Annotated in this window: 21 protein-coding genes and 1 pseudogene; 16 read left to right on the top strand and 6 right to left on the bottom strand. The window is 44.2% G+C overall.

The window, feature by feature from the left end; genetic code table 11:
- Positions 1-31: 31 nt before the first annotated feature.
- Positions 32-1,381 (bottom strand): hemolysin family protein, encoded by a 1,350-nt coding sequence (locus KFT32_RS19840; protein ID WP_211749176.1) that lies wholly within the window; start codon positions 1,379-1,381, stop codon positions 32-34.
- A 371-nt stretch (positions 1,382-1,752) separates the two neighbouring features.
- Here KFT32_RS19840 and cls point away from each other — a divergent pair, with 371 nt between their 5' ends.
- Both cls and KFT32_RS19830 read left to right on the top strand, forming a co-directional pair.
- A complete protein-coding gene (cls, locus tag KFT32_RS19835) occupies positions 1,753-3,198 on the top strand; it encodes a cardiolipin synthase (protein WP_211749175.1) in 1,446 nt (481 codons plus the stop codon).
- A 181-nt stretch (positions 3,199-3,379) separates the two neighbouring features.
- The gene (locus KFT32_RS19830; RefSeq protein ID WP_481856354.1) at positions 3,380-4,270 is read left to right on the top strand and encodes a YitT family protein; all 891 of its coding nucleotides are present in this window, start codon (positions 3,380-3,382) and stop codon (positions 4,268-4,270) included.
- 95 nt (positions 4,271-4,365) lie between these two features.
- Here KFT32_RS19830 and ligD read toward each other — a convergent pair whose 3' ends face one another.
- From ligD to ku, 4 genes and pseudogenes are all read right to left on the bottom strand, one after another.
- Positions 4,366-5,256 carry a non-homologous end-joining DNA ligase gene (ligD, locus tag KFT32_RS19825; RefSeq protein ID WP_211749171.1) on the bottom strand — a complete coding sequence of 297 codons (891 nt, stop codon included), beginning with the start codon at positions 5,254-5,256 and terminating at the stop codon, positions 4,366-4,368.
- Positions 5,249-6,214, bottom strand: coding sequence for an ATP-dependent DNA ligase (locus KFT32_RS19820; protein WP_211749169.1), 966 nt, complete (start codon positions 6,212-6,214; stop codon positions 5,249-5,251). The genes ligD and KFT32_RS19820 overlap by 8 nt, the downstream gene beginning before the upstream one ends.
- Positions 6,215-6,248: 34 nt before the next feature.
- Positions 6,249-7,114, bottom strand: a pseudogene (locus tag KFT32_RS27715) (VOC family protein).
- A 176-nt stretch (positions 7,115-7,290) separates the two neighbouring features.
- Positions 7,291-8,208, bottom strand: coding sequence for a non-homologous end joining protein Ku (ku, locus tag KFT32_RS19810; protein WP_211749167.1), 918 nt, complete (start codon positions 8,206-8,208; stop codon positions 7,291-7,293).
- 145 nt (positions 8,209-8,353) lie between these two features.
- Here ku and KFT32_RS19805 point away from each other — a divergent pair, with 145 nt between their 5' ends.
- The 6 genes from KFT32_RS19805 (at position 8,354) to tsaD (ending at position 11,915) form a co-directional block, all read left to right on the top strand.
- Complete coding sequence (locus KFT32_RS19805) at positions 8,354-8,662, top strand: hypothetical protein (protein ID WP_211749210.1); 309 nt, start codon at positions 8,354-8,356, stop codon at positions 8,660-8,662.
- Positions 8,662-8,847 carry an H-type small acid-soluble spore protein gene (locus tag KFT32_RS19800; protein WP_211749157.1) on the top strand — a complete coding sequence of 62 codons (186 nt, stop codon included), beginning with the start codon at positions 8,662-8,664 and terminating at the stop codon, positions 8,845-8,847. Before KFT32_RS19805 ends, KFT32_RS19800 begins: the two co-directional genes overlap by 1 nt.
- 193 nt (positions 8,848-9,040) lie before the next feature.
- Complete coding sequence (gene tsaE, locus KFT32_RS19795) at positions 9,041-9,529, top strand: tRNA (adenosine(37)-N6)-threonylcarbamoyltransferase complex ATPase subunit type 1 TsaE (protein WP_283246452.1); 489 nt, start codon at positions 9,041-9,043, stop codon at positions 9,527-9,529.
- Positions 9,526-10,338 carry a tRNA (adenosine(37)-N6)-threonylcarbamoyltransferase complex dimerization subunit type 1 TsaB gene (gene tsaB, locus KFT32_RS19790; protein WP_211749148.1) on the top strand — a complete coding sequence of 271 codons (813 nt, stop codon included), beginning with the start codon at positions 9,526-9,528 and terminating at the stop codon, positions 10,336-10,338. Before tsaE ends, tsaB begins: the two co-directional genes overlap by 4 nt.
- 18 nt (positions 10,339-10,356) lie before the next feature.
- A complete protein-coding gene (gene rimI / locus KFT32_RS19785) occupies positions 10,357-10,878 on the top strand; it encodes a ribosomal protein S18-alanine N-acetyltransferase (protein ID WP_211749140.1) in 522 nt (173 codons plus the stop codon).
- Positions 10,875-11,915: a tRNA (adenosine(37)-N6)-threonylcarbamoyltransferase complex transferase subunit TsaD gene (tsaD, locus tag KFT32_RS19780; protein ID WP_211749130.1), complete on the top strand. Its 1,041-nt coding sequence runs from the start codon at positions 10,875-10,877 to the stop codon at positions 11,913-11,915. The genes rimI and tsaD overlap by 4 nt, the downstream gene beginning before the upstream one ends.
- 433 nt (positions 11,916-12,348) lie before the next feature.
- Here the strand turns inward: tsaD and KFT32_RS19775 are convergent, their stop codons facing one another.
- Complete coding sequence (locus tag KFT32_RS19775) at positions 12,349-14,298, bottom strand: ABC-F family ATP-binding cassette domain-containing protein (protein ID WP_211749128.1); 1,950 nt, start codon at positions 14,296-14,298, stop codon at positions 12,349-12,351.
- Positions 14,299-14,589: 291 nt separating this feature from the next.
- Here KFT32_RS19775 and KFT32_RS19770 point away from each other — a divergent pair, with 291 nt between their 5' ends.
- The 8 genes from KFT32_RS19770 to KFT32_RS19735 all read left to right on the top strand — a co-directional run bounded on the left by KFT32_RS19770 (position 14,590) and on the right by KFT32_RS19735 (position 21,635).
- Positions 14,590-15,252 (top strand): 5-formyltetrahydrofolate cyclo-ligase, encoded by a 663-nt coding sequence (locus KFT32_RS19770; RefSeq protein WP_211749126.1) that lies wholly within the window; start codon positions 14,590-14,592, stop codon positions 15,250-15,252.
- Between the two features lie 16 nt (positions 15,253-15,268).
- On the top strand, positions 15,269-15,772 hold the full coding sequence (moaC, locus tag KFT32_RS19765) for a cyclic pyranopterin monophosphate synthase MoaC (protein ID WP_211749124.1): 504 nt from the start codon (positions 15,269-15,271) through the stop codon (positions 15,770-15,772).
- A gap of 16 nt (positions 15,773-15,788) precedes the next feature.
- Entirely contained in the window at positions 15,789-16,274 is a 486-nt protein-coding gene (locus KFT32_RS19760; protein WP_160032308.1) for a MogA/MoaB family molybdenum cofactor biosynthesis protein, read from the top strand.
- A gap of 154 nt (positions 16,275-16,428) precedes the next feature.
- Complete coding sequence (gene tatA, locus KFT32_RS19755) at positions 16,429-16,671, top strand: twin-arginine translocase TatA/TatE family subunit (RefSeq protein WP_211749122.1); 243 nt, start codon at positions 16,429-16,431, stop codon at positions 16,669-16,671.
- Between the two features lie 138 nt (positions 16,672-16,809).
- Positions 16,810-17,589, top strand: coding sequence for a twin-arginine translocase subunit TatC (gene tatC, locus KFT32_RS19750; protein ID WP_211749120.1), 780 nt, complete (start codon positions 16,810-16,812; stop codon positions 17,587-17,589).
- A 212-nt stretch (positions 17,590-17,801) separates the two neighbouring features.
- Complete coding sequence (groES, locus tag KFT32_RS19745; protein WP_211749112.1) at positions 17,802-18,083, top strand: co-chaperone GroES; 282 nt, start codon at positions 17,802-17,804, stop codon at positions 18,081-18,083.
- 73 nt (positions 18,084-18,156) lie between these two features.
- On the top strand, positions 18,157-19,791 hold the full coding sequence (gene groL / locus KFT32_RS19740) for a chaperonin GroEL (protein WP_211749110.1): 1,635 nt from the start codon (positions 18,157-18,159) through the stop codon (positions 19,789-19,791).
- A 257-nt stretch (positions 19,792-20,048) separates the two neighbouring features.
- Positions 20,049-21,635 (top strand): PucR family transcriptional regulator, encoded by a 1,587-nt coding sequence (locus KFT32_RS19735; protein ID WP_249436001.1) that lies wholly within the window; start codon positions 20,049-20,051, stop codon positions 21,633-21,635.
- Positions 21,636-21,660 lie beyond the last annotated feature (25 nt).

Here is a 21,660-nt window from a genome sequence, read left to right as displayed (position 1 = left end):
GCTGCGGGCCTTGTTATCTATTAAGAACGAATTAATCGGCCATAACGGATTCTTCATTAAGTGTACTGGATATAGGTTCCTTAGTAATCACCGCTACTTTGAGGAAGCGGTTTTTCTCTTTTTCCAGCAGAATGAAGGTAAGTCCTTCAAATTCGTATTCTTCTTGTACAAGCATTTCTGGCTGATGACTATATAGCCATCCTCCGATCGTGTCCCATTCACCCGTGTCGAGCGTGGCTGAGAAGAGATCATTTACTTTCGAGAGAGATACTTTTCCGTCAAAGAGAATGTTGTGCTCATTAATGATTTGAATTTCTTCTACTTCATCGGAGTCGAATTCATCTCTGATCTCGCCGACAATTTGCTCGAGTACATCTTCAATCGTAACCATACCTGAGGTTCCGCCGTATTCATCGACCAGGATGGCAATATGATTGCCTTCTTGCTGCATTTTTTTCAGCAGGTCTTTGACCGGTGTTGTCTCATGTACAGCAGGAATCGGATGAATCAGGCTTGGAATGTCAATGGCATTCGTATGGTCGCCATAGTAATCAAGGAAAAATTGTTTCGTATGAATAATGCCGATAATGTCATCCTTGTTCTCGTTCACAACAGGAAAACGGGTATACTGTTCTTCTTTAATGATGGCGAGATTCTCTTCCACGGATTTATTGGCGTACAGACACACCATATCGGTTCGTGGAACCATAATTTCTTTAGCCAGCATATCATCAAAAGCAAAAATCCGGCTTACATAGCCAAATTCACTTTGGTTGATCATGCCACTTTCGAAGCTTTCATTAATGATGATCTGCAATTCCTCTTCTGAGTGTGCTTCTTCTTGTTCAGAAGCTGGCTTGACACCAAATAGTTTGACAAGCTGGTTCGCAGAACTATTTAAGATGAAAATAAATGGGTACATCACTTTGTTAAACCAGATAATGGGTCCCGATGTCCACATTGCCACGGCTTCGGCTTTGCGGATAGCGACGGTCTTCGGTGCCAGTTCACCAACAACCACGTGCAAGTAGGTAATGCCCATGAAAGCTAATACGAAGGATAACACCGACCCTACGGATTCAGGTACACCCCAGCTTTCAAACAACGGATGCAGAATTTTCTCTATCGTTGGTTCACCGAGCCAACCAAGTCCGAGAGAGGTAATTGTAATTCCCAGCTGACAAGCAGATAGATAACCATCTAGATTTGCAACCACTTGTCTTACCGCGACTGCTCGCTTATTTCCTTCTGCAATCAATTGATCAAGCCGACTTGTTCTTACACGTACTATAGCAAACTCAACAGCTACGAAAAAAGCAGAAAAACCGATGAGTACTGCTATCATTACTAAGTTTAACGCGTACCTACTACCTTCTTCCATTTCACATCTCTTCTCCCTCATGATTTTAAAGTATAAAGTTTAACGAGTATTATATCGCATCTTGAGTCTAATGACTACTCGGCCATAAAGATAAGGACCAGTGCTGCGCGTCCATTTTGGAATAAATCCCATTCTACCGGGGAATTAACGTCATTCATTTTTATGAAGAAAGGTCTTCAAATAATATATGTATAGACTTATATATTCATCTTGAACCATTTTTTTAGGTGCAATGAAAATTGTTGTTATTAAAATAAGCCCGATATTTCTACTCTGTACGTGCATGAAATGTGCTAAAGATTGTCAAACTGTATAGATGACTGCGCAGAGCGCAACTTTGTTTTTAATAATCTTCAGGTGGGGGCTAGGCTATGATAGGGTTGGTCATTATTTTACTTATATTGCTGTATCTGGTTCAGACCATACTTATATTGCTGCTTGAGTATAAACGTCCGGATCGAGCAGCGGTTTGGATCTTCATTTCGTTTTGTCTGCCTCTGATTGGGATCGTGCTGTATTTTGTTGCAGGAAGGCCCTATAGTAAAAGCGCACGCATGACACAAGAAGAAAAGACATTATGGGAAGATATGCATAGTCAGATATCCAGCAAAGTGAAGCTAGTGAATTCCGTAGAAGGAATGCAGAACCCATCATTTTCAAATAACGAACGATTGTACAATCTATTATCCGAAGTTCCCCACAGTAATATCACCGATTGTAACCAAACGGACTATTATGCGGAGGGGGACCCTCTGTTTACATCCTTGTTTCAGGATATTAAAAAGGCAGAGCATCATATTCATATCGAATTTTATATTATTCGAGATGATATTTCGGGTACCCGGTTTCAGGATCTCCTCATTAAAAAGGTAAAGGAGGGGGTAAGTGTACGGGTGATCTGTGATGGGTTCGGAAGTAAAAGTTTGCCGAAGTCATTTATGAAGCGTATGAAGGAGGCGGGGGTTGAATTTCATGTTTTCTTACCTCCATGGCTTGCCTTGAAGCTTAAAAAAGTCAATTACCGCAATCATCGTAAAATTGTCGTAATCGATGGCAAGATCGGTTATACAGGTGGAATGAACATTGGGGACGAGTACAAGGGGGAATCGACCAAAATGGGATTTTGGCGTGATACTCACATGCGTATGATTGGGGATGCAGTCTATTACCTGCAGATGGCTTTTATAAAAGATTGGAAGATGGTAACCGGACAGACGCTTGATGTGCAGCACCAGCAGGCTTTGTTCCCTGATCACAGCTGTAAAGGTACGGAACAGGTACAAGTGATAGAAAGCGGGCCGGATGAGAACAGACACCCCATACAGGAAGTGTGCTTTAATGCGATTGCTATGGCAAGTTCACGGGTCTATATCACAACGCCTTATTTTATTCCGGATATTGCACTCATAACAGCAATCAAAACAGCGGCGCGAAGCGGAGTGGATGTTCGTGTCCTGATTCCAGGCAAGGCAGATTATATGATGGTATTGCTCGCTTCTCTATCTTATCTAGAAGAGCTGATCGAAGCAGGCGTAACTTTCTATCGATACCAGAAAGGCTTTGTCCATGCCAAAGTCATTATTGTCGATGATTTACTTGCAGCCGTAGGATCAGCGAACCTGGATATGCGCAGTTTTTACAGTAATTTTGAACTGACTGCCGTGATGTATTCCAAGACTGCGCTGGACCGGCTGACGGCTGATTTTGAACTCGACTTGCAGAGCAGTATTCGGATTACAAAAGGTGAATTTGAGAAGCGTTCCAACCTTTCCAAGTGCGGTGAGATCGTGTGTAGGTTACTATCTCCCCTGCTTTGATCATATTCGACGGATTTTTGGATGAAAAATGAGTTTCTAATCGTTTTTCTCTTTCTTGCTGACGAATTTGTAACTTTTGTTACTACGATATGTTATAATAAGGATATCTTGTATGTCTAGAAGACATCGAAAAGGTTGAAAGAAAAGGGGGGGTTCTATGTCAAATATGACAACAAAAGAAATGATGCCAAGTCCGAGTAAACAGACGAAGGCAAGTAATTCTCCGCTCAGTCTGAAGCTATTGCAAAGAGCACTTCTTATTATTGTGGGAGCAGCTTTAATGGCGGTTGGCCTTGAAATTTTTCTTGTTCCTAACGGAGTTATTGACGGGGGAATCACGGGTATATCCATTATGTTGTCCAAAATAACCGGCTTGCCGCTTGGTGTGTTGTTAACGGTGCTTAACTTACCGTTTCTCTTCATTGGCTACAAGCAAATCGGCAAAACGTTTGCAATCTCCACCTTTTTCGGCATTGTGGTCATGTCCATTGGCACACAAATGCTGCATCATGTTAATGCATTGACGCCGAACGAACCTCTTCTGGGAGCAGTATTTGGTGGTCTGATTCTTGGTGTTGGTGTTGGTCTTGTTATTCGTTCTGGAGGATCGCTTGACGGTACCGAAATCGTTGCTATTCTTCTTAGCGAGAAATCTCCATTCTCCGTGGGGCAGGTTGTATTGTTCATCAACTTATTCATCTTCGCAACGGCAGGCTTTGTATTTGGATGGCCAAATGCGCTATATTCCATCATTGCTTACTATATTGCTATGAAGATGATCGACATCACGATCGAAGGTATGGATCAATCCAAATCGGTATGGATCATTAGCGACAAGTTCCGGGACATCGGTGAAGCACTTACCGACAGGCTGGGACGCGGCGTTACATACCTCGATGGTGAGGGCGGTTTTAGCGGAGAAGAGAAGAAAGTCATTTTTGTTGTCATTACACGTCTAGAGGAAGCGAAACTGAAGAGCATCGTAGAAGACTGGGACCCGCAAGCCTTTCTTGCGATCGGTAACATTCATGATGTGAAGGGCGGACGCTTCAAGAAAAAAGGAATCCATTGATTAAGCATAATATAAGCCCGGCTGTAACTGACTTGTCAGTAACACCGGGCTTTTTTTGTTGTACTCTACTGGAAGAGGAGTGTGCATTCACACCCTCATGATTTGGCTAGATGAGCGAGAATGGTGTCCAGCGGCTGGGCCGGAAGGGCAGCGATCAGATCCCCTTTTTCAGCAAGACGCGCTCCGATGTTCAGTAAGGTAAAATCCTTAGGAGATACGCCTCTCGCTACTTCCTCCCACAGAAGTGGAGTGGAGACCGTAGCGTGTTCCCTGGCTCTTGGCGTATAGGGAGCGGCAAGCGTTTTTCCTCCATAATGCTGTAGATAATCAAAATAAATTTTGTCTCCGCGATCTTTTTTCAATCGCTCGAGTGTGAAGAGTTGCGGATGTTTCTCACAAACATATCTTCCTACAAACAGTCCGAGTGTTCGGAGTTGTTCGAATGTGATTCCTTTTTGGATCGGCACGATAATTTGCACTCCGGTGGCTCCGGATGTTTTGGGGACAGACTCAATTCCAAGGGAAGAGAGCACCTGACCTACAATATACGCTGCTTCCATAATTCTAGGTTCCTCGCTGAGACTAGGATCAAGGTCAATCATCCACTCACAGGGCAGATGACTGCCAACAGCATGAAGGGAAGGATGGAATTCCAGTGCGGCTAGATTGCCGAGCCAAAGCAGTTCAGGAAGTCCATCCAGGACAACATAATTGATCTTCTCATGAACAGCTGTGCGAACAAAGGGCGGCAAGGGCTCCGGTGCATTTTTCTGATAAAAAAATTCCCCATGTACGCCGTGAGGATAACGTATCGTGGTAAGCAGCCGGTCTTTGCAATAGGTGAGAAGGTAAGGAGAGAGCTCGGCCAGCTTTTGCAAATAAATCGCCTTCGTGACACCTGCCTCTGGCCATAGCGGTTTGTCTGGGTTCGTAATGGTCAGCTCATGGCCTTGAATCTGAATACTTCCTTTTACCGTCCTAGCCATGCGAGTCGCCCTCCTTCTGTAACACGGTACAATCCCCCGGCTGAATATGGGGGGCGAAGCTTTCAATCGTAGGATGACGCATGGTGCCTCCTGGAGTCCACTCCAAAAAAGTGATGCGAACGACGATCTCTGGACGAATCCAGATAGCCCCCTGATCGCGTCCCGGTAATTGGTCAAATGGCATTTCATTTGTGCGGAGAGATTGAATTCTTTCCGTAAGATCCCGCCAGTCTTTCCCTGTAAATCTGCCGGAACCGGCATGACCGATGTACGTAAGTACACCATCCTCCCGGTACAATCCGACAAGTAGTGAATTCACGATTTTATCACGGAGTGTAACGCCGCCAATGACCGCATAAAGATCCCCGTTTTTTTTACGTTTTTGCCAGCGGTTATCTTTACCGTCTATGGCATAAGTACTGGTCAGGTCTTTCACCACAACTCCTTCTAGGTGCTGAGCTTTTGCTGCCTCAAACAGCACATTCCCATCAGGAAAGTTCTGTACCACTTGGACAAGCGGCTGCGGCTTGATGATTTGGCTTAGCTTTGTTTGTCTTTCGGAGAGAGGAAGATGGGTAAGCCATTCTCCGTCCAAATATAAAAGATCAAACACCATATAGGTGACGGGGACGCTTTGTAAGCCTTGTCTAATACTGCGCTCGCTGCGAAGACTATCGCGTCTCATGATTTCGTGAAAAGAGGGTTTGCCATTCGCAAAGGCGATGAGTTCTCCGTCCAAAATAAAAGAAGAAGCGGATGAATACACATCCGCCTGACCTAGTTCTGGGTATTGAATCGTCCGGTCATTTCGCTTCCGGTTCACTAAACGTACTTCTTCACCATCATAATAGGTGAGCATTCGAACGCCGTCCCATTTGACCTGGGCAATCCAAGGATCACCAGATGGGAATAAATCCGTACGAACCGGCTCGAAGGGAATGACGGGTGTAAGCTTCATACAGCGCTTCTCCTTTAGTTATGAATAAGAGAAATCAGGCGTGAGTGATACGAATCTGGATACCGAATGGATCGGTAAGCTTTGCTTCATTCGCTTCTCGGAGAACCATAATCCCGTTCTGCTCAAGTCTTATCAAAGCTTCTTCATATACAGCCTGATTCTCAAAGATAATGGTGAAATAATCGATGCCTACTGCATCAGATGGAACTTTTGGTGCGCCTTGACCTGCCCATATGTTGAGTCCGATGTGATGATGGTAACCTCCTGCCGATACAAAGAGCGCTCGGAAATAACGGGAGTCATCCAGAACAACATCGAATCCAAGTAGGTGATGATAGAACTGACGTGCTTCTTCAAGATCAGAGATATGGAAATGAACATGCCCGATAATTGTTCCAGCCGGTAATCCGGTAAAAGGCTTATTATCTGCTAGTTCCAGCAGGCCTTGTACATCCACAGGGTCTGTTCCCATAATGTAGTTGTTATGTTCATCTTTCTTCCATGTGCTTCTTGGACGGTCGGCATAAATTTCAATTCCGTGTCCATCTGGATCATTGATGTATAGTGCTTCACTCACACTGTGGTCGCCTTGACCAATCTCAATTCCAGATTCAGCTAGATGGCGTAAGGTGATTCCTAGCGAAGTACGATCTGGCAGCAGAATGGCATAATGGTATAACCCTGCATGGCTTCTTGGAGCAATCGGTTTCGCATTCGGGATCGTTCCAGAATGACAAGTGGACTGACGCCGTCTGCAGTAAGAGCCACTGAATTTTCCCTACTGCGGGATAGCACTTTGAGTCCAACAATGTTTTCATAAAAAAGCAGTGAACGTTCCAAGTTACTTACACGAAGTTTCACTTCGCCAAGTTTGGTATTGGGGTGAATAGAATAAGTCATAAGAAAATGCCTCCTTATAATGAACAGTCAACTTTATATTACTAAATTATATTTGGTTACTTTGTGTAAGTAAGTATAAAGTTATTATCACTTTCAGTCAATAAGAAGATGAGTGTTCGCATTTTCATAATTTTTAGGTTTGCAGTTTGAAGTCATGAGAAGTTATTGTAACCCGCTTAAGCTCCGGTTTCTTTTGTTTTGGCTGTTTTACGTTTCTTTGGCTTTGGTGTGACGACAGGGATATTCGTATCTTCCGTTCCGGTCGCTGCTGCTGTTTTACGGGGAGCCCGTTTCTTGGCAGGTGGTTTACCCGGATCCGTTGGAATCGGCTGTGTTGCTTCAATACTTGCTTGAAGAGCTGCCATAAGATCTACAACGCTCGTTTCTGGTTTAGCAGGAGCCACTTTGAATTCTTCCCCGGCCACTTTGTGGTTAATGGCATCCAGCAAACGTACTCTATAGTCATCCGTATATTTTTCTGGTTCAAATGGGGTAGATAACTGATCGATTAACATTTTTGCCATTGTGAGTTCTTTGTCATTGACGGTAATGTTCTCAGGAAGATTCGGAACTTGGGAGACTTGGCGAATCTCATCAGGATAAAAAATCGTTTCTATCGCAAGGCATTCATCTAATACTCGGATCGCAGCAAGGCTGCTTTTGGAACGAATAGAGATTTTGGCTATGCCGATCTTGCCCGTGTCACGCATGGCAGTCATAAGAAGCTGATATGCGTTTCCTCCCGCTTGATCGGGGGACAAGTAATATGTTTTCTGGAAATAGATCGGGTCAATATCGGTTAAATTAACGAAATCAAGAATGGCAATATTTTTGTTAGCCTGATCGGATAATTGCTCAAGTTCCTCTTTTTCAAAAAGAACAAATTTCCCCTTTTCATATTCATATCCTTTCGTGATTTCCTCCCATTTCACTTCGATATCACATGAAGGACATTTGCGAACATAAGCGAGAGGACTTCCGCAAACGTTATGAATGTAGCGCATAGATATATCTTTATCTTCCGTAGCCGAGAACATTTTGACCGGGACATGAACGAGTCCGAAGCTAATCGCTCCCTTCCAGACGGTATGCATGTATCTTTTCCCTCCTTATTTATCAATAATCAAAAATGTTTTTCTTCTAGTATGGGCAAAAAAAGTCCGTAATAACCGGAAATAGACGCATGATCCTTCCTTGTACCGGGCATAGTACATAAATAAATCAAAGGGGGAACTATAGATGGCATGGGATCATTCGGATTCACATGAAGAACGAGAAGGAAGAGACAGAGGAGGACTACCCAGTGATTTTGGCGGACCGGATATGATTGCAGCTAATTTAGTGAACTGGGAGGCCGTTACTGAACCGGAAGATGAGGTAGAAGAATCGCTTGAGAATACTGCATTTGACGTTGATCGAATGGTGAATGAAGGGCTTGGCGGTGGACAAGTTACCGAGGATAACGGATATATCGGGGACAGTACGAGCGATGCTCTTTATGACGAAAGCGAATTTCATTTGGATGATAATAAAGGAGGAGAATCATAATGGAAGCAGCACGTGCCAAAGCAATCTATGATGCGAAAGAAAATTACGCAGTGAAATTGGATGGAGAGAAGCCGGTATGGATCGAGCATGTGGATCTGGACAATAAGATGGCAACCGTTCAAATCGGAAATAATCCGCTAGATACACATACCGTGAATGTAGATCGTCTGGTTGAGGGCGAGTAGAAAAGGTAGCCTGCATTATTTAGCTTCATAATAGATGACAGTACGAATAACATAAGAACTCGGTGAGAGGTATATCCCCCGGGTTCTTTGCCATGTCTTTCGCCTTGCGAGTGAATGTCTTGAACTATATAATGAGATGAAGTATTTTGTTATCGTTGCCTTTAGGATAACGGACCGAAAGAAGGTTAGTACATTGACACAAGAGCATCAGGAATGGGTTTTTCACTCTAGAGGTGTACAAGACACGGACAAACTCGCAGCAATGATTGCGAAAATTGCGATTCCGGGTACAGTGATCGCACTTGATGGAGATTTAGGTGCCGGAAAGACGGCATTTTCCCAAAGTTTCGCGAAGCACCTCGGCGTGGAAGGGGTTGTGAACAGCCCTACTTTTACTCTGATTAAGGAATATAAAGGAAGACTTGCACTATATCACATGGATGTGTACCGCATTTCACTGGATGAAGCGGAAGGACTGGGCCTTGATGAATATTTCTATGGGGATGGCGTGAGTCTGGTTGAATGGTCCAGCATTATCCCTGAGCTGCTTCCAGAAGCTCATCTGCATATTCAGATGGAGGTTACGGGAGCCGAAGAACGTGTTATTCGTTTGGACGGTTATGGAGCACCCTATGCTGCATGGTGTCAGGAATTAAGCAGAAGTGGAGTCGATATGGGATGAACGAAGAACATAAGCCGCGTCAGCGGTTTTTGGCGTTGGATACATCGACGGCTGTGCTAGCCGCAGCGGTCATGTCAGAGGAATCACTCGTGGCTGAAAGCAATACAAGAGCAGATCGGAATCATGCAGTGCACGTCGTGCAGGCTTTGAAGGATCTGATGGAGAATAATCAAATTACAAAAGAAGATATTGCAGGTATCGCTGTCGGCATCGGTCCCGGATCATATACGGGGGTCCGCATTGCGGTGACGGCTGCTAAAACACTAGCATGGGCATGGGATGTGCCCGTAACTGCCGTATCGAGTCTTGCTGCTCTTGCTATGGGCGGGCTCAGCTCTTATGTGAGCGATAAAGAGCCGGCAGTAGGACAGGCTAGATCAGTAGAAGATAACGGAAACCGCTACTGGGTCGTACCATTGATGGATGCACGGAGAGGTCAGGCATACACCGCTCTCTTTGAAGGGGACGGTCCAAATTCAGCACTGCACCGGATGGAACCCGATGCGATCCGACTTGTGGATGGCTGGGTAGATGCTATCGCTTCGCTGCTAAGTGAACTAGATTCTTCATCAGCGCCAAGCGGAATACTTTTCGTGGGAGATGTAGAACCGCATAGACAAACGCTCGAGAAACTTCAGACGATGCAGCCTGAAGTTGAGGTCCATCTTCTTTCTTATGAGATGGAAGGGCGTTATGTAGGTAAGCTGGGAGCAGCTAGATTGCTGCAAGGAGAGCAGAATGATGTGCATACATTACTGCCGAACTACACCCAACTTGCGGAAGCGGAAGCGAATCTTCTACGTAAATGAAAGGAGTCGTAGAGCTGCATGGATAGTAAGCAAGAAAAGGGGCATCTCGTATTCCGGATGATGACGCTTCAAGATATACCGGATGTCCTTATCATTGAACAAGAATGTTTCACATTACCATGGACGGAAAGTGCGTTCGTGAACGAACTTACACATAACCATTTTGCTAAATATATGATTATGGAACTAGACGGTAAACCCATTGGGTATGCAGGAATGTGGACGATTGTAGATGAGGCCCATATTACGAATATTGCTGTACTAGAAGCCTACCGTGGGAGAAAGCTCGGAGAGAAGCTGCTCACAGAACTAATGAAGACTGCAGCCTATGTTGGTATGACAAGAATGACGCTGGAAGTGAGAGTCTCGAACACGGTAGCACAAGGGTTGTATGAGAAAAAAGGATTCAGACCTTCCGGACTACGCAAAGGTTATTATTCAGACAATAATGAAGACGCGATGATTATGTGGGCAGATTTGCCTGCGAGCGCGAACCTCGGTATGGAAGGAACAGAGGAAGGAAGTCTAAGAGATTCATGACACAATCGTCCTTACAAAATACAAGTTATATTCTCGCTGTTGAGACAAGCTGTGATGAAACATCCGTTTCCGTCATCAAAGACGGACGCGAAGTACTGGTAAATTTGATTTCCAGTCAAATCGAGACACATAAAGCTTTTGGTGGAGTTGTGCCAGAAGTTGCTTCCCGAAAGCATGTTGAGGTTATCACTCTGATCATGGAGCAGGCGATCGAAGCGTCGGGAATTAAGCCGAAGGATCTTTCAGCCATTGCGGTGACGCAGGGACCTGGACTTGTCGGTGCTTTGCTCGTGGGTATCGTTGCAGCCAAAACGCTTGCGATGGCACTCGATAAACCGCTGATCGGAACGCACCATATTGCTGGACATATTTATGCGAACCGTCTTGTGGAAGAGCTGGAGTACCCGGCCATGGCGCTGGTTGTCTCTGGTGGACATACGGAGCTTACTCATATGCCCTCGGAAGGAAAGTTTCAAGTGATTGGCCGTACGCGGGATGATGCAGTGGGTGAAGCTTATGATAAAGTGGCACGAGCACTGGGTTGTCCTTATCCAGGAGGACCGCATGTGGACCGGATGGCGCATGAGGCAGAAGCAGTCACACCACTTCCAAGAGTATGGCTTGAACCGGATTCTTATGATTTCAGCTTCAGCGGTCTTAAATCCGCGGTGCTCAATATTGTGAATCAGGCCTCCATGAAAGGTAAAGAACTTGATCGTAGCAGTGTGGCACGCGGTTTTCAGGAATCGGTGGTTGAGGTTCTTGTGGAAAAAGCGGTACGCGCTGTACGCGCATATGGTTCCAAACAGCTCCTGCTAAGCGGAGGTGTTGCCGCTAACCGTGGGTTACGCAAGGCACTTGAAGAACGTTGTGCGAAAGAGAACATCAAGCTTCTCATTCCACCTATGGAGTATTGCACGGACAATGCGGCGATGATTGGAGCAGCGGCTTACCTGAAATGGGAACGAGGCGTGTTCTCTGATCTGAAGCTTCAAGCAGAGCCAGGATTATCTTTGGAGAATTGGTCAGTGGAATAGAGTAGACTAGTAACTTATTTATTGAAACATAAAGTCGACATCTTTTTAAAAGATGATCGGCTTTTTTATTTATTCAATGGAATTGTGAACCAAGTAAGAAGGCATAGGATGGAAAATATGTCAAGATGTTAACAAAGTTATCCACATATCCGGAAGAAAATGGGGATAATTACAGAAAAGTGAGCAAAATTACGCTTTTGCAAATGAATGAAAATGGCTGGAATTCTTAACATCCTTTAAGTAGGTAAATTGTGGATAATGTGGATAGTTTGGTGGATAAAATTGGATTTATGATGAAAATGGCTTTATTAAGCCAAAAAAACAGCCCAATGGGCTGTTTAGATGGATAGATTATCCACTTTTTCTGTGGATAAAACTGTTAATTACTTCTTTTAAATGTAATTATTTTTTATTTAGATAAAAGTTTTAGCCTTTATTCGGCTAGTTCTTCCCATTCAGCATACACTTCACTAAGCTTATTCTTCAAAGTTTCGATCGATTGCTGAATCTCTTGTAGTTTCATGTAATCTTGATAAATCTCAGGCTTAGCCATTTCAGCTTGTTGATCTTCGATCTTCGTCTCGAGGTCAGCGATTTGCTCTTCAAGACTCTCCAATCTACGCTGCCTGTTCCGCTCTTCCCGCTTTGCCTGCTTCTCTGCTTGAAAAAGATCGGCTCCAGACTTCTCAGCAGGCGGAGATGCTTGTGCACTCTGTTTCGTAGTCGCTGCCCTCAGTTCCTGGCGTTCCTGCTCTATTTCTTCAAGCTCCAGCTTTTTCTGCACATAATCATCATAATTTCCTAGGAAATGCTGTGTTCCTTCTGGATGCAGTTCGACAATGCGTTCTGCCATCTTGTTCAGGAAGTAACGGTCATGTGAAATGAAGAGCAGAGTGCCTTCATAATCGATGAGCGCAGATTCCAGCACTTCTTTACTGAATAAGTCCAAGTGGTTGGTAGGCTCATCCAGAATAAGTACGTTGGATTCCTGAAGCATAAGTTTGGCCAGAGATACACGAGCTTTTTCACCGCCGCTAAGTGCGCTGATCCGCTTTTGAACATCGTCCCCGCTGAATAGGAAATTACCTAGGACAGTACGGATACGTGCCTCTTCCATATGTGGATATTCACTCCACAATTCTTCGAGTACCGTGTTTTTATCATTTAATGCCGTCTGCTCCTGATCGTAGTAGCCAAGTTTAATCTTGGTACCCCAATCCATTCTTCCTGTACGAGGAGTCATCTGACCTGTTAGGCATTTTAACAAAGTGGATTTTCCAATTCCGTTTGGTCCAATCAGGGCAACCGTCTCGCCTCTACGGAGATCCAGATCCGCATGTTGGAATAGAGGTTCACTTTCCTTGTCAAAAGCGACAGATAAGTCGCGTACATGGAGTACTTCTTTTCCAGACATATAGGCAATATCAAAAGAAAAATGAGCTTTCTTGAGGTCTCCTTGCGGCCGATCCATGACATCCATTTTCTCAAGTGCCTTGCGCCGGCTTTGTGCACGTTTCGTAGTAGAAGCTCGAACGATATTGCGCTGAATAAAATCTTCCAGCTTGGAGATTTCATCCTGCTGCTTCTCATATTGTTTCATCTGGGCTTCGTATTCGGCTGCTTTCAGCTCCATATAACGGCTGTAATTGCCTGTATATTTACGTGAACGATGACGTTCAATTTCGACGATGCCGGTTACGAGCCGGTCAAGGAAATATCGGTCATGAGACACAACTAACAGAGCGCCGGAGTAACCACGAAGATAATCCTCAAGCCAAGTGAGTGTTTCAATATCCAAATGGTTCGTCGGCTCATCCAGCATGAGTAGATCTGGTGCTTGGAGGAGGATACGAGCAAGAGCAAGCCTCGTTTTCTGTCCTCCGCTTAGTGTCGAAATCTTCGTGTCTGTAGGGAACTGACCAAATCCCATCCCATGAAGGACGCTGCGAATACGAGTTTCGATCTCGTAGCCGCCATGATCCTTGAACCAGTCCGAACGCACGGCATAACGCTCCAGCAGGTCGGCATATTTTTTCTCATCGTTCATTTCTTTCGGATCTGCAATTCGCTGCTCCATCTGTCTCAGTTCTGCTTCTGTTTCCGTAAGGTGAGCAAATACCTTTAGCATCTCTTCCCAGATGGTTCCATCGGACTCCAGTCCACTGTTCTGTGCCAAATATCCGAGTGTCGTTTCTTTGGCCTTGAAAATTTGACCTCCGTCATAGGACATCTCACCTGCTAGAATTTTCAGAAGGGTGGATTTACCTGCGCCGTTTACCCCAACGAGTCCAATACGTTCACGTTCCAATATCTGTAGGCTGACACCTTCAAGAATGCTGTCAATGCCATATCTTTTTATAATTCCGGATGCTTGAAAAAGCATGATGTTTCCTCCTGTCTCCAAAGCAATAAACTAGTCCTAGTTTACATGAAAAAGAGAGGCTTTGCACCGCCTAGAACAAGTTAAAAGAGAAGTTCCCCGCAAGTCCCTTATGAAAAGGTTTTGAACTTTCTCTCTCTTATAGTCTTTTCATGAAATAGGTGATAAACTTAATAAAGAATAATACCGAAATTTCAAGACATGCAAACTAACGTCAATTGACGAACTATATAAATGAAAAGATAGTGGAAGTACATTTTCGCACTGCGGGATGGAAACGGAGGGTGAGAATGGATGGAGGAACATCCGGACAAGCTTCAGTTAAAGAAGCAGCTTCGATCCAGAATGCATGAACTTAGGGAAGACATACCTCCTGACAGACGTACAGAAGTCTCTCGAAAGGCCTGTGAACATGCTATTCAGGAGATGAACCGTCTGCGCAGTGAACTGGGACAGAGGAAGCTGATTCTTTTTCTATATATGACTTTTCGAAGTGAAGCGGATACGTCTATATTACTGGCGGAGGCGCTGGCCCAAGGGGACATAGTGCTTATTCCCAAGGTAAGGGGGGATTCGCCACTTATGGAACTTAGGGAGATCAAGAAGAGGGAAGATGTAGAGCCGGGAAGATGGAATATTCCTGAGCCTGCTGAACATACCTCGGTGTACCCGGTAGAGAAATGGCTTGAGATTGATCTTGTTATTGTACCGGGTCTTGCTTATGATCTGCACGGAGGAAGAATTGGATACGGTGGAGGGTATTATGACCGCTTTGCCGAACTGATTGATATAGAAATCCAGCGCCAAGTGAAGCAAGGTCAAGTTGCAACACCGCCGATATATGCGGGACTTGTTCTTCCGGGGCAACTTCTTCAGCCGCATGAAATTCCGATGGAGTCTCAGGATTTTAGACTAAACCTTCTCTTTACGGAGAGTGGTGTCTTACATATTGAATAAAGGAACGTGATGGAACATGGACGCGAAGTCACAGAACGGACAGGCTGTACCTGAACTGACTCATTTCAATGAGCAGGGACGTGCTAAGATGGTGGATATCTCCGATAAGCCGATCACCGTTCGTACAGCCGTCGCAGAATCGATGATTACGATGGAAGAGGCAACTCTTCAGGCAATCAAGGCTGGAACCGTTGGCAAAGGAGATGTACTGGCGGTTGCCCAAGTTGCAGGAATTCAGGCAGCGAAGCGTACGTCGGACTGGATTCCGATGTGTCATCCGCTGCCACTTACCGGAGTGAACATTTCTTTTGCAGACAATGGAGAACGTGAGCTGTATATTGAAGTGTCCGTCAAGACAGAAGGAAAAACAGGGGTAGAGATGGAAGCTCTTACGGCTGCATCGGCAGCTGCACTAACAATCTATGACATGTGTAAGTCTTTGCAGAAAGATATGGTCATAGGTCCAACACAGCTCACATCAAAAACGGGCGGAAAAAATGGAGATTATAAATCCAAATAGAGGGATGGGTGATCTTATGTTGTGGAAAACAGCGATCCTTACAGCAAGTGATAAGGGAGCGAGAGGAGAGCGGGAAGACACGAGTGCGCAGGTCATCCGTGAACTTGTCGAAGAAGAACTGGGCGGAGAGATTATTGAATACCGCATCGTACCGGATGAACCTGACGAGATTATTGCTGCGCTTATCGAAATGACCGATTATTTTCATGCTGACCTCGTACTTACGACAGGTGGGACAGAGCTTGCGATCAGGGATGTTACCCCAGAGGCAACGCGGAGAGTCATTGACCGTGAAGTACCTGGTATGGCGGAAGCAATGCGTATGACAGTACTGCAGAAGAACCGGGGAGCCATGTTATTTAGAGGAATTTGCGGCATTCGCGGAAGGACGCTGATCGTCAATCTTCCTGGTACGCCAAAGGGAGTTCATGAGAACCTTGCAGCCATTATGGATCAGCTTCCAGAGGCTCTTCTAATGGTAACAGGACAATTTAGACAGTAAGTAGGAATCATTTCCTTCTTTCCATTTTCTTGTTAATACAGACTATGTATGTGATTACATTTGTGGTATGATTTCATGTAGATGGATTATTATGGATGTGTAATCGTATGTACATTCATACATACATGAAGTACAACAAGAAGGAGGAGTAAACGTGCCTAATATTGGAGGAACTGGATTTATTCTGCTTGTTATTGTTGCCTTGTTGTTATTTGGACCGAACAAGCTTCCTGAACTGGGACGAGCTGTCGGAAGAACGTTTCGTGAATTTAAGAATGGTGCACAAGAGATTATGTCGGATGAACCTTCATCCCGTAAGCAATCTTCTACAAACGAAGTGAAACCGGCTGAAGAGGTGACTGTTCAGAAAACAGAGGACAAGCGCCTGCCGGAGTAATTTTATATGTCTTGAGCTAGCACCGATTGAGGTGCATATGAAGTGCCTTTTGGTTGTTCAAGTAAGATTATGATCCCTTCTTTTAAGAAGGGTTTTGTTTTTTCTTCTACCTTGGTATAGCAGAGAGGGAGTGTAGAGATGTCTGAACATGAAGAAGGTATGACGCTGGTACATCATCTAGGGGAGCTTCGAAGACGTCTTGTCGCTGTGCTGGTGGTACTTGTACTGGGACTGATTGGTGGTCTATTCATCAGTGATCCGATCTACAAATATTTGACGTTACACGGGCCTCTCCCGGGTATTGAGCTTCATGCACTTACGCTGTGGGATGGACTTGGGATGTACATGAAAATTGCGCTTGTTTTTTCCCTTGTCATTACATTACCTTTTACCGCGTATCAGATTTGGAAGTTTGTGAGTCCGGGTCTGAAGCCGAATGAACAAAAAGCAACACTGCGCTACATACCGTTTGTATTTTTGCTATTTTTACTCGGGATCGCTTTTTCATATAAAATATTGCTCCCGATGGCAACCTCTTTTACAAGCAGCATCAATCAGAAGCTAGGCCTTGTTGAAACTTACGGGCTAGCACAATATTTTACGTTTATGTTTAATTTAATCTTGCCAGTATCGCTTTTGTTTGAACTGCCAGTGGTCGTTATGTTCCTGACCAAACTACGAATACTCAATCCGCTGCGCCTACGCAAGATGCGCCGTGTCTCCTATTTTGTACTTGTTTTTATCGCCGTATTTGTAACCCCGCCTGATTTTATATCCGATATTTTGGTTACTATTCCTTTAATCCTTCTATATGAGTTCAGCGTCTTTTTGTCTTCCGTTGTTTATCGTAAGCAGCTCGCGGAGGCCGAGGAATTCGAATCCAGGTATGTTAAGGTGGACACAGGAGAGCAAGCTTAGGACGAGCATAATTTACAAAGGATTGGATAGAATGGAAGATGGCTTCAAAGACTTACACAAAAGTTCCTTTAAAATCGTGAAAAGGACTTGAAATCATCTTCTAATTTCAGTATCATGAAATTGGTTGTTAGCACTGACGACTGTCGAGTGCTAATACATGAGTGCAACAACCGTAAGATAGGTAATTTACTTAATTAAGGAGGCTATTTTTCATGATCAGACCTTTAGGTGAACGCGTATTGGTAGAACCGATCGAACAAGAAGAAACAACAGCTTTCGGAATTGTACTTCCGGACTCTGCTAAAGAAAAACCGCAAGAGGGTAAAATTATCGCTGTTGGCGCTGGAAGCTTAAAAGATGGCGTTCGTGTTCCTTTGGAAGTGAAAGAAGGAGACCGCGTTATTTTCTCCAAATACGCTGGAACAGAGCTTAAATACGAAGGTAAAGAATATTTGATTATGAAGGAAAGCGACATTCACGCAATCTTGGGTTAATCTTCATACGTGAAGAGCTTGAATATATGAATCGAAGCGTAGATTTCATAATTTATTAGGAGGTTTTATCACCATGGCTAAAGATATTAAATTCAGTGAAGACGCTCGTCGTTCCATGCTTCGTGGTGTGGACGCTTTGGCAAATGCAGTGAAAGTAACACTTGGACCAAAAGGACGTAACGTTGTTCTTGAGAAAAAATTTGGTAGCCCGCTCATCACGAATGACGGTGTAACGATCGCTAAAGAAATTGAACTTGAAGATGCATTCGAGAACATGGGTGCTCAGCTTGTTAAAGAAGTAGCGACAAAAACAAATGATGTAGCTGGTGACGGTACAACAACGGCAACAGTTCTTGCACAAGCCCTCATTACGGAAGGTTTGAAAAACGTAACTGCAGGTGCAAGCCCAATCGGTATCCGTAAAGGGATCGACAAAGCGGTTCGTGCAGCAGTAGAAGAACTGCGCAGCATCTCCAAACCTGTTGAGAACAAACAATCCATCGCACAAGTTGCTGCTATTTCCGCAGCTGACGAAGAAGTAGGCGAATTGATCGCTGAAGCTATGGAAAAAGTGGGTAACGACGGTGTTATCACTGTTGAAGAATCCCGTGGTTTTGAAACAGAACTTGAAGTGGTTGAAGGTATGCAGTTCGACCGCGGATACATTTCTCCATACATGATCACTGATACAGATAAAATGGAAGCTGTCCTTGACAACCCATACATTCTGATCACTGATAAAAAAATTACAAACACGCAAGAAATCTTGCCTGTTCTTGAAAAAATCGTTCAACAAAGCAAACCGCTTCTGTTGATCGCTGAAGATATCGAAGGCGAAGCGCAAGCTATGCTGATCGTGAACAAACTGCGCGGAACATTCAATGCAGTAGCTGTTAAAGCTCCTGGATTTGGTGACCGTCGTAAAGCAATGCTGCAAGATATCGCTGCTTTGACTGGTGGCCAAGTGATCACTGAGGAACTCGGACTTGATCTGAAATCCGCTTCTATTGATCAACTCGGTACTGCTCGTCAAGTACGTGTAACTAAAGAAAACACAATCATCGTTGACGGTGCTGGAAGCAAAGAAGACATCGATGCTCGTGTGAAACAAATTCGTTCCCAACTGGAAGAAACAACTTCCGAGTTCGATAAAGAGAAATTGCAAGAGCGTCTTGCTAAACTTGCTGGCGGCGTAGCTGTTATCAAAGTAGGTGCAGCAACAGAAACTGAGCTGAAAGAACGTAAACTTCGTATCGAAGATGCGCTGAACGCAACTCGTGCTGCAGTTGAAGAAGGTATCGTATCCGGTGGTGGTACAGCTCTCGTGAACGTATACGGCGCTGTAGCTGCAGTAGCTGAGAAGCTCGAAGGTGACGAGCAAACAGGTGTAAACATTGTTCTGCGCGCACTGGAAGCTCCAATCCGTACGATTGCTGCTAACGCTGGTGAAGAAGGTTCCGTTATCGTGGATCGTCTGAAACGCGAAGAAGTTGGCGTAGGTTACAATGCTGCTAACGGTCAATGGGTAAACATGATCGAAGCGGGTATCGTTGACCCTGCGAAAGTAACTCGTTATGCACTTCAAAACGCAGCTTCCGTAGCAGCTATGTTCCTCACTACTGAAGCAGTTATCGCTGACAAACCAGAACCAGCAGCTCCTGCAGGTCCAGATATGGGCGGCATGGGTGGAATGGGCGGTATGATGTAAGGCTTACAAGCCCTAAATCATGTGCCTAGCGGAGTGAATTTTGGGTCAATTTGATCTGAGATTTATGAAGCAGTCACTGTTACGAACTATAATTAATACAACGACCACTCCTTAAAGTATTAAGGAGTGGTTTTTTTTGTTGGTTTCTCTTTTAGGTAGGATGGGCTCCAAATTCATAGCGTGAATTGCCAATATCAAATGAGATATAATAAAGGCACGACAACCATAAGAAAAACACAGAAGAAGTGGTGATAGTCATGGGGATAACCGTCAAAGACATGCTGCAATTGCCCTCCTTCCGAGGAGCAAAGGTGTTAACTGGAAATAATAATATTCAACGTACGGTCTCCTCTTTATCCGTACTCGAGGTTTCTAACGCGGATTTTTCATCTCAAATCGTCCATACGATCCAAGAAGAGTGGTATGCGGAAGAGATTGTCATCAGCTCTTTTTTCTCCATTAAAGATAGTGTGAAAAAACAGTGTGAAGCGGTCCAATACCTGATCGATCTTGGAGAAGTGGGACTGATTTTATATTATGTAGGAATTATTATTCCGGAAGTGGCTGAAGAGGTACTGCAACTGGCAGAGTCCCAAAATTTCATTATCATTTGCATGCCTGAAAACGATTATTCCCTTCGTTATAACGAAGTCATATATGAAGTGATGGAAGCGATTGTCCTGAACAATCAAACGATCAATGATAATTTTGTGAATGAATCGTTAGAGAAAGTTTCTCTTTTGCCTGAACATTTGCAGAGTGTGGAAATTACGCTGAAATTGTTATCTGATCGGCTGAAAGCGAACATTGTCCTGACGAATACCCATATGGAGATTGTGAACCAAGTGATGTGGCCTCGTAATTCTACGTTAGACGTGTCTCATCTTATTGAGGAATATGCGCCTTACTTGATGAATGGAGCGAAGGGACAAGCAGAGACCTATTCAGACTGTTTTGTAGAATACAAAAGTATTCATCAAAAAAACGGGGAATTGCTGTATCTATTTCTGATTAAAGAAAATTCGAAATTACCTACCAAAACGATCGATAAAATTAGCGAAGTTGTCCAGGTGGCTATTAATTTGTGGGGAGACAAGCATAACGAGATCAGCGAATATGCTTTGGTAAAAGCGATCATTAATGATGAAAGCGAAAAAATGCGCAGACTGGCTCATTTTCTCCATATTGATGTCTCTGCTATTCAAATGATGTGGTTAGTGTATATTCAGGATTTGTCGGAAGAGAAACGGATTCGCGAAGAGCTCCAAGATCATTTGTTCAAATATTACAAAACGGCGGTCATTCAAACCATCGACCATTGTATTATTGTCCTCTTGGGAAATTGTTCTTATAAGTACAATGAGTACGAAATTGCCGTAGAGTATATGGATACGACGAATTCTGCCTCATTTATATCTGAAATCGTGTACGCCCCTAGAATGAGAAACACGCAAGAAGTACGCCGCATGTATCAGCTCGTGAACAGTGTGGGACAGAAAGTCCATCTCATTTATGAACAGCGTAGATTATATACGGCAGCTGAGATCCGCTCGATGAAGCGGGCTATTGATTTTAGTGAACAAGGAGAAGAAGCTATTGAAGAGTGGATGTCTGTAATTGATCCCATTCTGGATGATCCGATGTCGATGAGAACGCTCACGACTTTTCTATTAGATGCTAAAGGCAGTTTCGATGACTGCGGAAAATTGCTGTTTGTTCATAAGAATACAGTAAAGTATCGCATTAAAAAGATCAGTGAATTAATTGGGTATGACGTAACGGTGAATTCTGAATTTTACGATGTGTACATCGCCTGCATGATTTATCGACTCATTCATAGATAACATGGTCCGTAACTTTTGTCGAAAA

The sequence above is a fragment of the Paenibacillus sp. Marseille-Q4541 genome (genome assembly GCF_018310695.1).
Lineage (GTDB): Bacteria > Bacillota > Bacilli > Paenibacillales > Paenibacillaceae > Paenibacillus.
This window is presented reverse-complemented; position numbering and strand designations above follow the sequence as displayed.

Coding starts and splice junctions, on each gene's coding strand:
- KFT32_RS19775 (WP_211749128.1), bottom strand. CDS start 14,298: ATGCTTTTTCAAGCATCCGGAATTATAAAAAGATATGGCATTGACAGC.
- KFT32_RS19805 (WP_211749210.1), top strand. CDS start 8,354: ATGGCATGGGATCATTCGGATTCACATGAAGAACGAGAAGGAAGAGAC.
- tatC (WP_211749120.1), top strand. CDS start 16,810: ATGTCTGAACATGAAGAAGGTATGACGCTGGTACATCATCTAGGGGAG.
- KFT32_RS19760 (WP_160032308.1), top strand. CDS start 15,789: ATGTTGTGGAAAACAGCGATCCTTACAGCAAGTGATAAGGGAGCGAGA.
- cls (WP_211749175.1), top strand. CDS start 1,753: ATGATAGGGTTGGTCATTATTTTACTTATATTGCTGTATCTGGTTCAG.
- moaC (WP_211749124.1), top strand. CDS start 15,269: ATGGACGCGAAGTCACAGAACGGACAGGCTGTACCTGAACTGACTCAT.
- ligD (WP_211749171.1), bottom strand. CDS start 5,256: ATGGCTAGGACGGTAAAAGGAAGTATTCAGATTCAAGGCCATGAGCTG.
- rimI (WP_211749140.1), top strand. CDS start 10,357: ATGGATAGTAAGCAAGAAAAGGGGCATCTCGTATTCCGGATGATGACG.
- KFT32_RS19830 (WP_481856354.1), top strand. CDS start 3,380: ATGATGCCAAGTCCGAGTAAACAGACGAAGGCAAGTAATTCTCCGCTC.
- KFT32_RS19800 (WP_211749157.1), top strand. CDS start 8,662: ATGGAAGCAGCACGTGCCAAAGCAATCTATGATGCGAAAGAAAATTAC.
- KFT32_RS19840 (WP_211749176.1), bottom strand. CDS start 1,381: ATGGAAGAAGGTAGTAGGTACGCGTTAAACTTAGTAATGATAGCAGTA.
- groES (WP_211749112.1), top strand. CDS start 17,802: ATGATCAGACCTTTAGGTGAACGCGTATTGGTAGAACCGATCGAACAA.
- groL (WP_211749110.1), top strand. CDS start 18,157: ATGGCTAAAGATATTAAATTCAGTGAAGACGCTCGTCGTTCCATGCTT.
- tsaD (WP_211749130.1), top strand. CDS start 10,875: ATGACACAATCGTCCTTACAAAATACAAGTTATATTCTCGCTGTTGAG.
- KFT32_RS19820 (WP_211749169.1), bottom strand. CDS start 6,214: ATGAAGCTTACACCCGTCATTCCCTTCGAGCCGGTTCGTACGGATTTA.
- ku (WP_211749167.1), bottom strand. CDS start 8,208: ATGCATACCGTCTGGAAGGGAGCGATTAGCTTCGGACTCGTTCATGTC.
- KFT32_RS19770 (WP_211749126.1), top strand. CDS start 14,590: ATGGAGGAACATCCGGACAAGCTTCAGTTAAAGAAGCAGCTTCGATCC.
- KFT32_RS19735 (WP_249436001.1), top strand. CDS start 20,049: ATGGGGATAACCGTCAAAGACATGCTGCAATTGCCCTCCTTCCGAGGA.
- tsaB (WP_211749148.1), top strand. CDS start 9,526: ATGAACGAAGAACATAAGCCGCGTCAGCGGTTTTTGGCGTTGGATACA.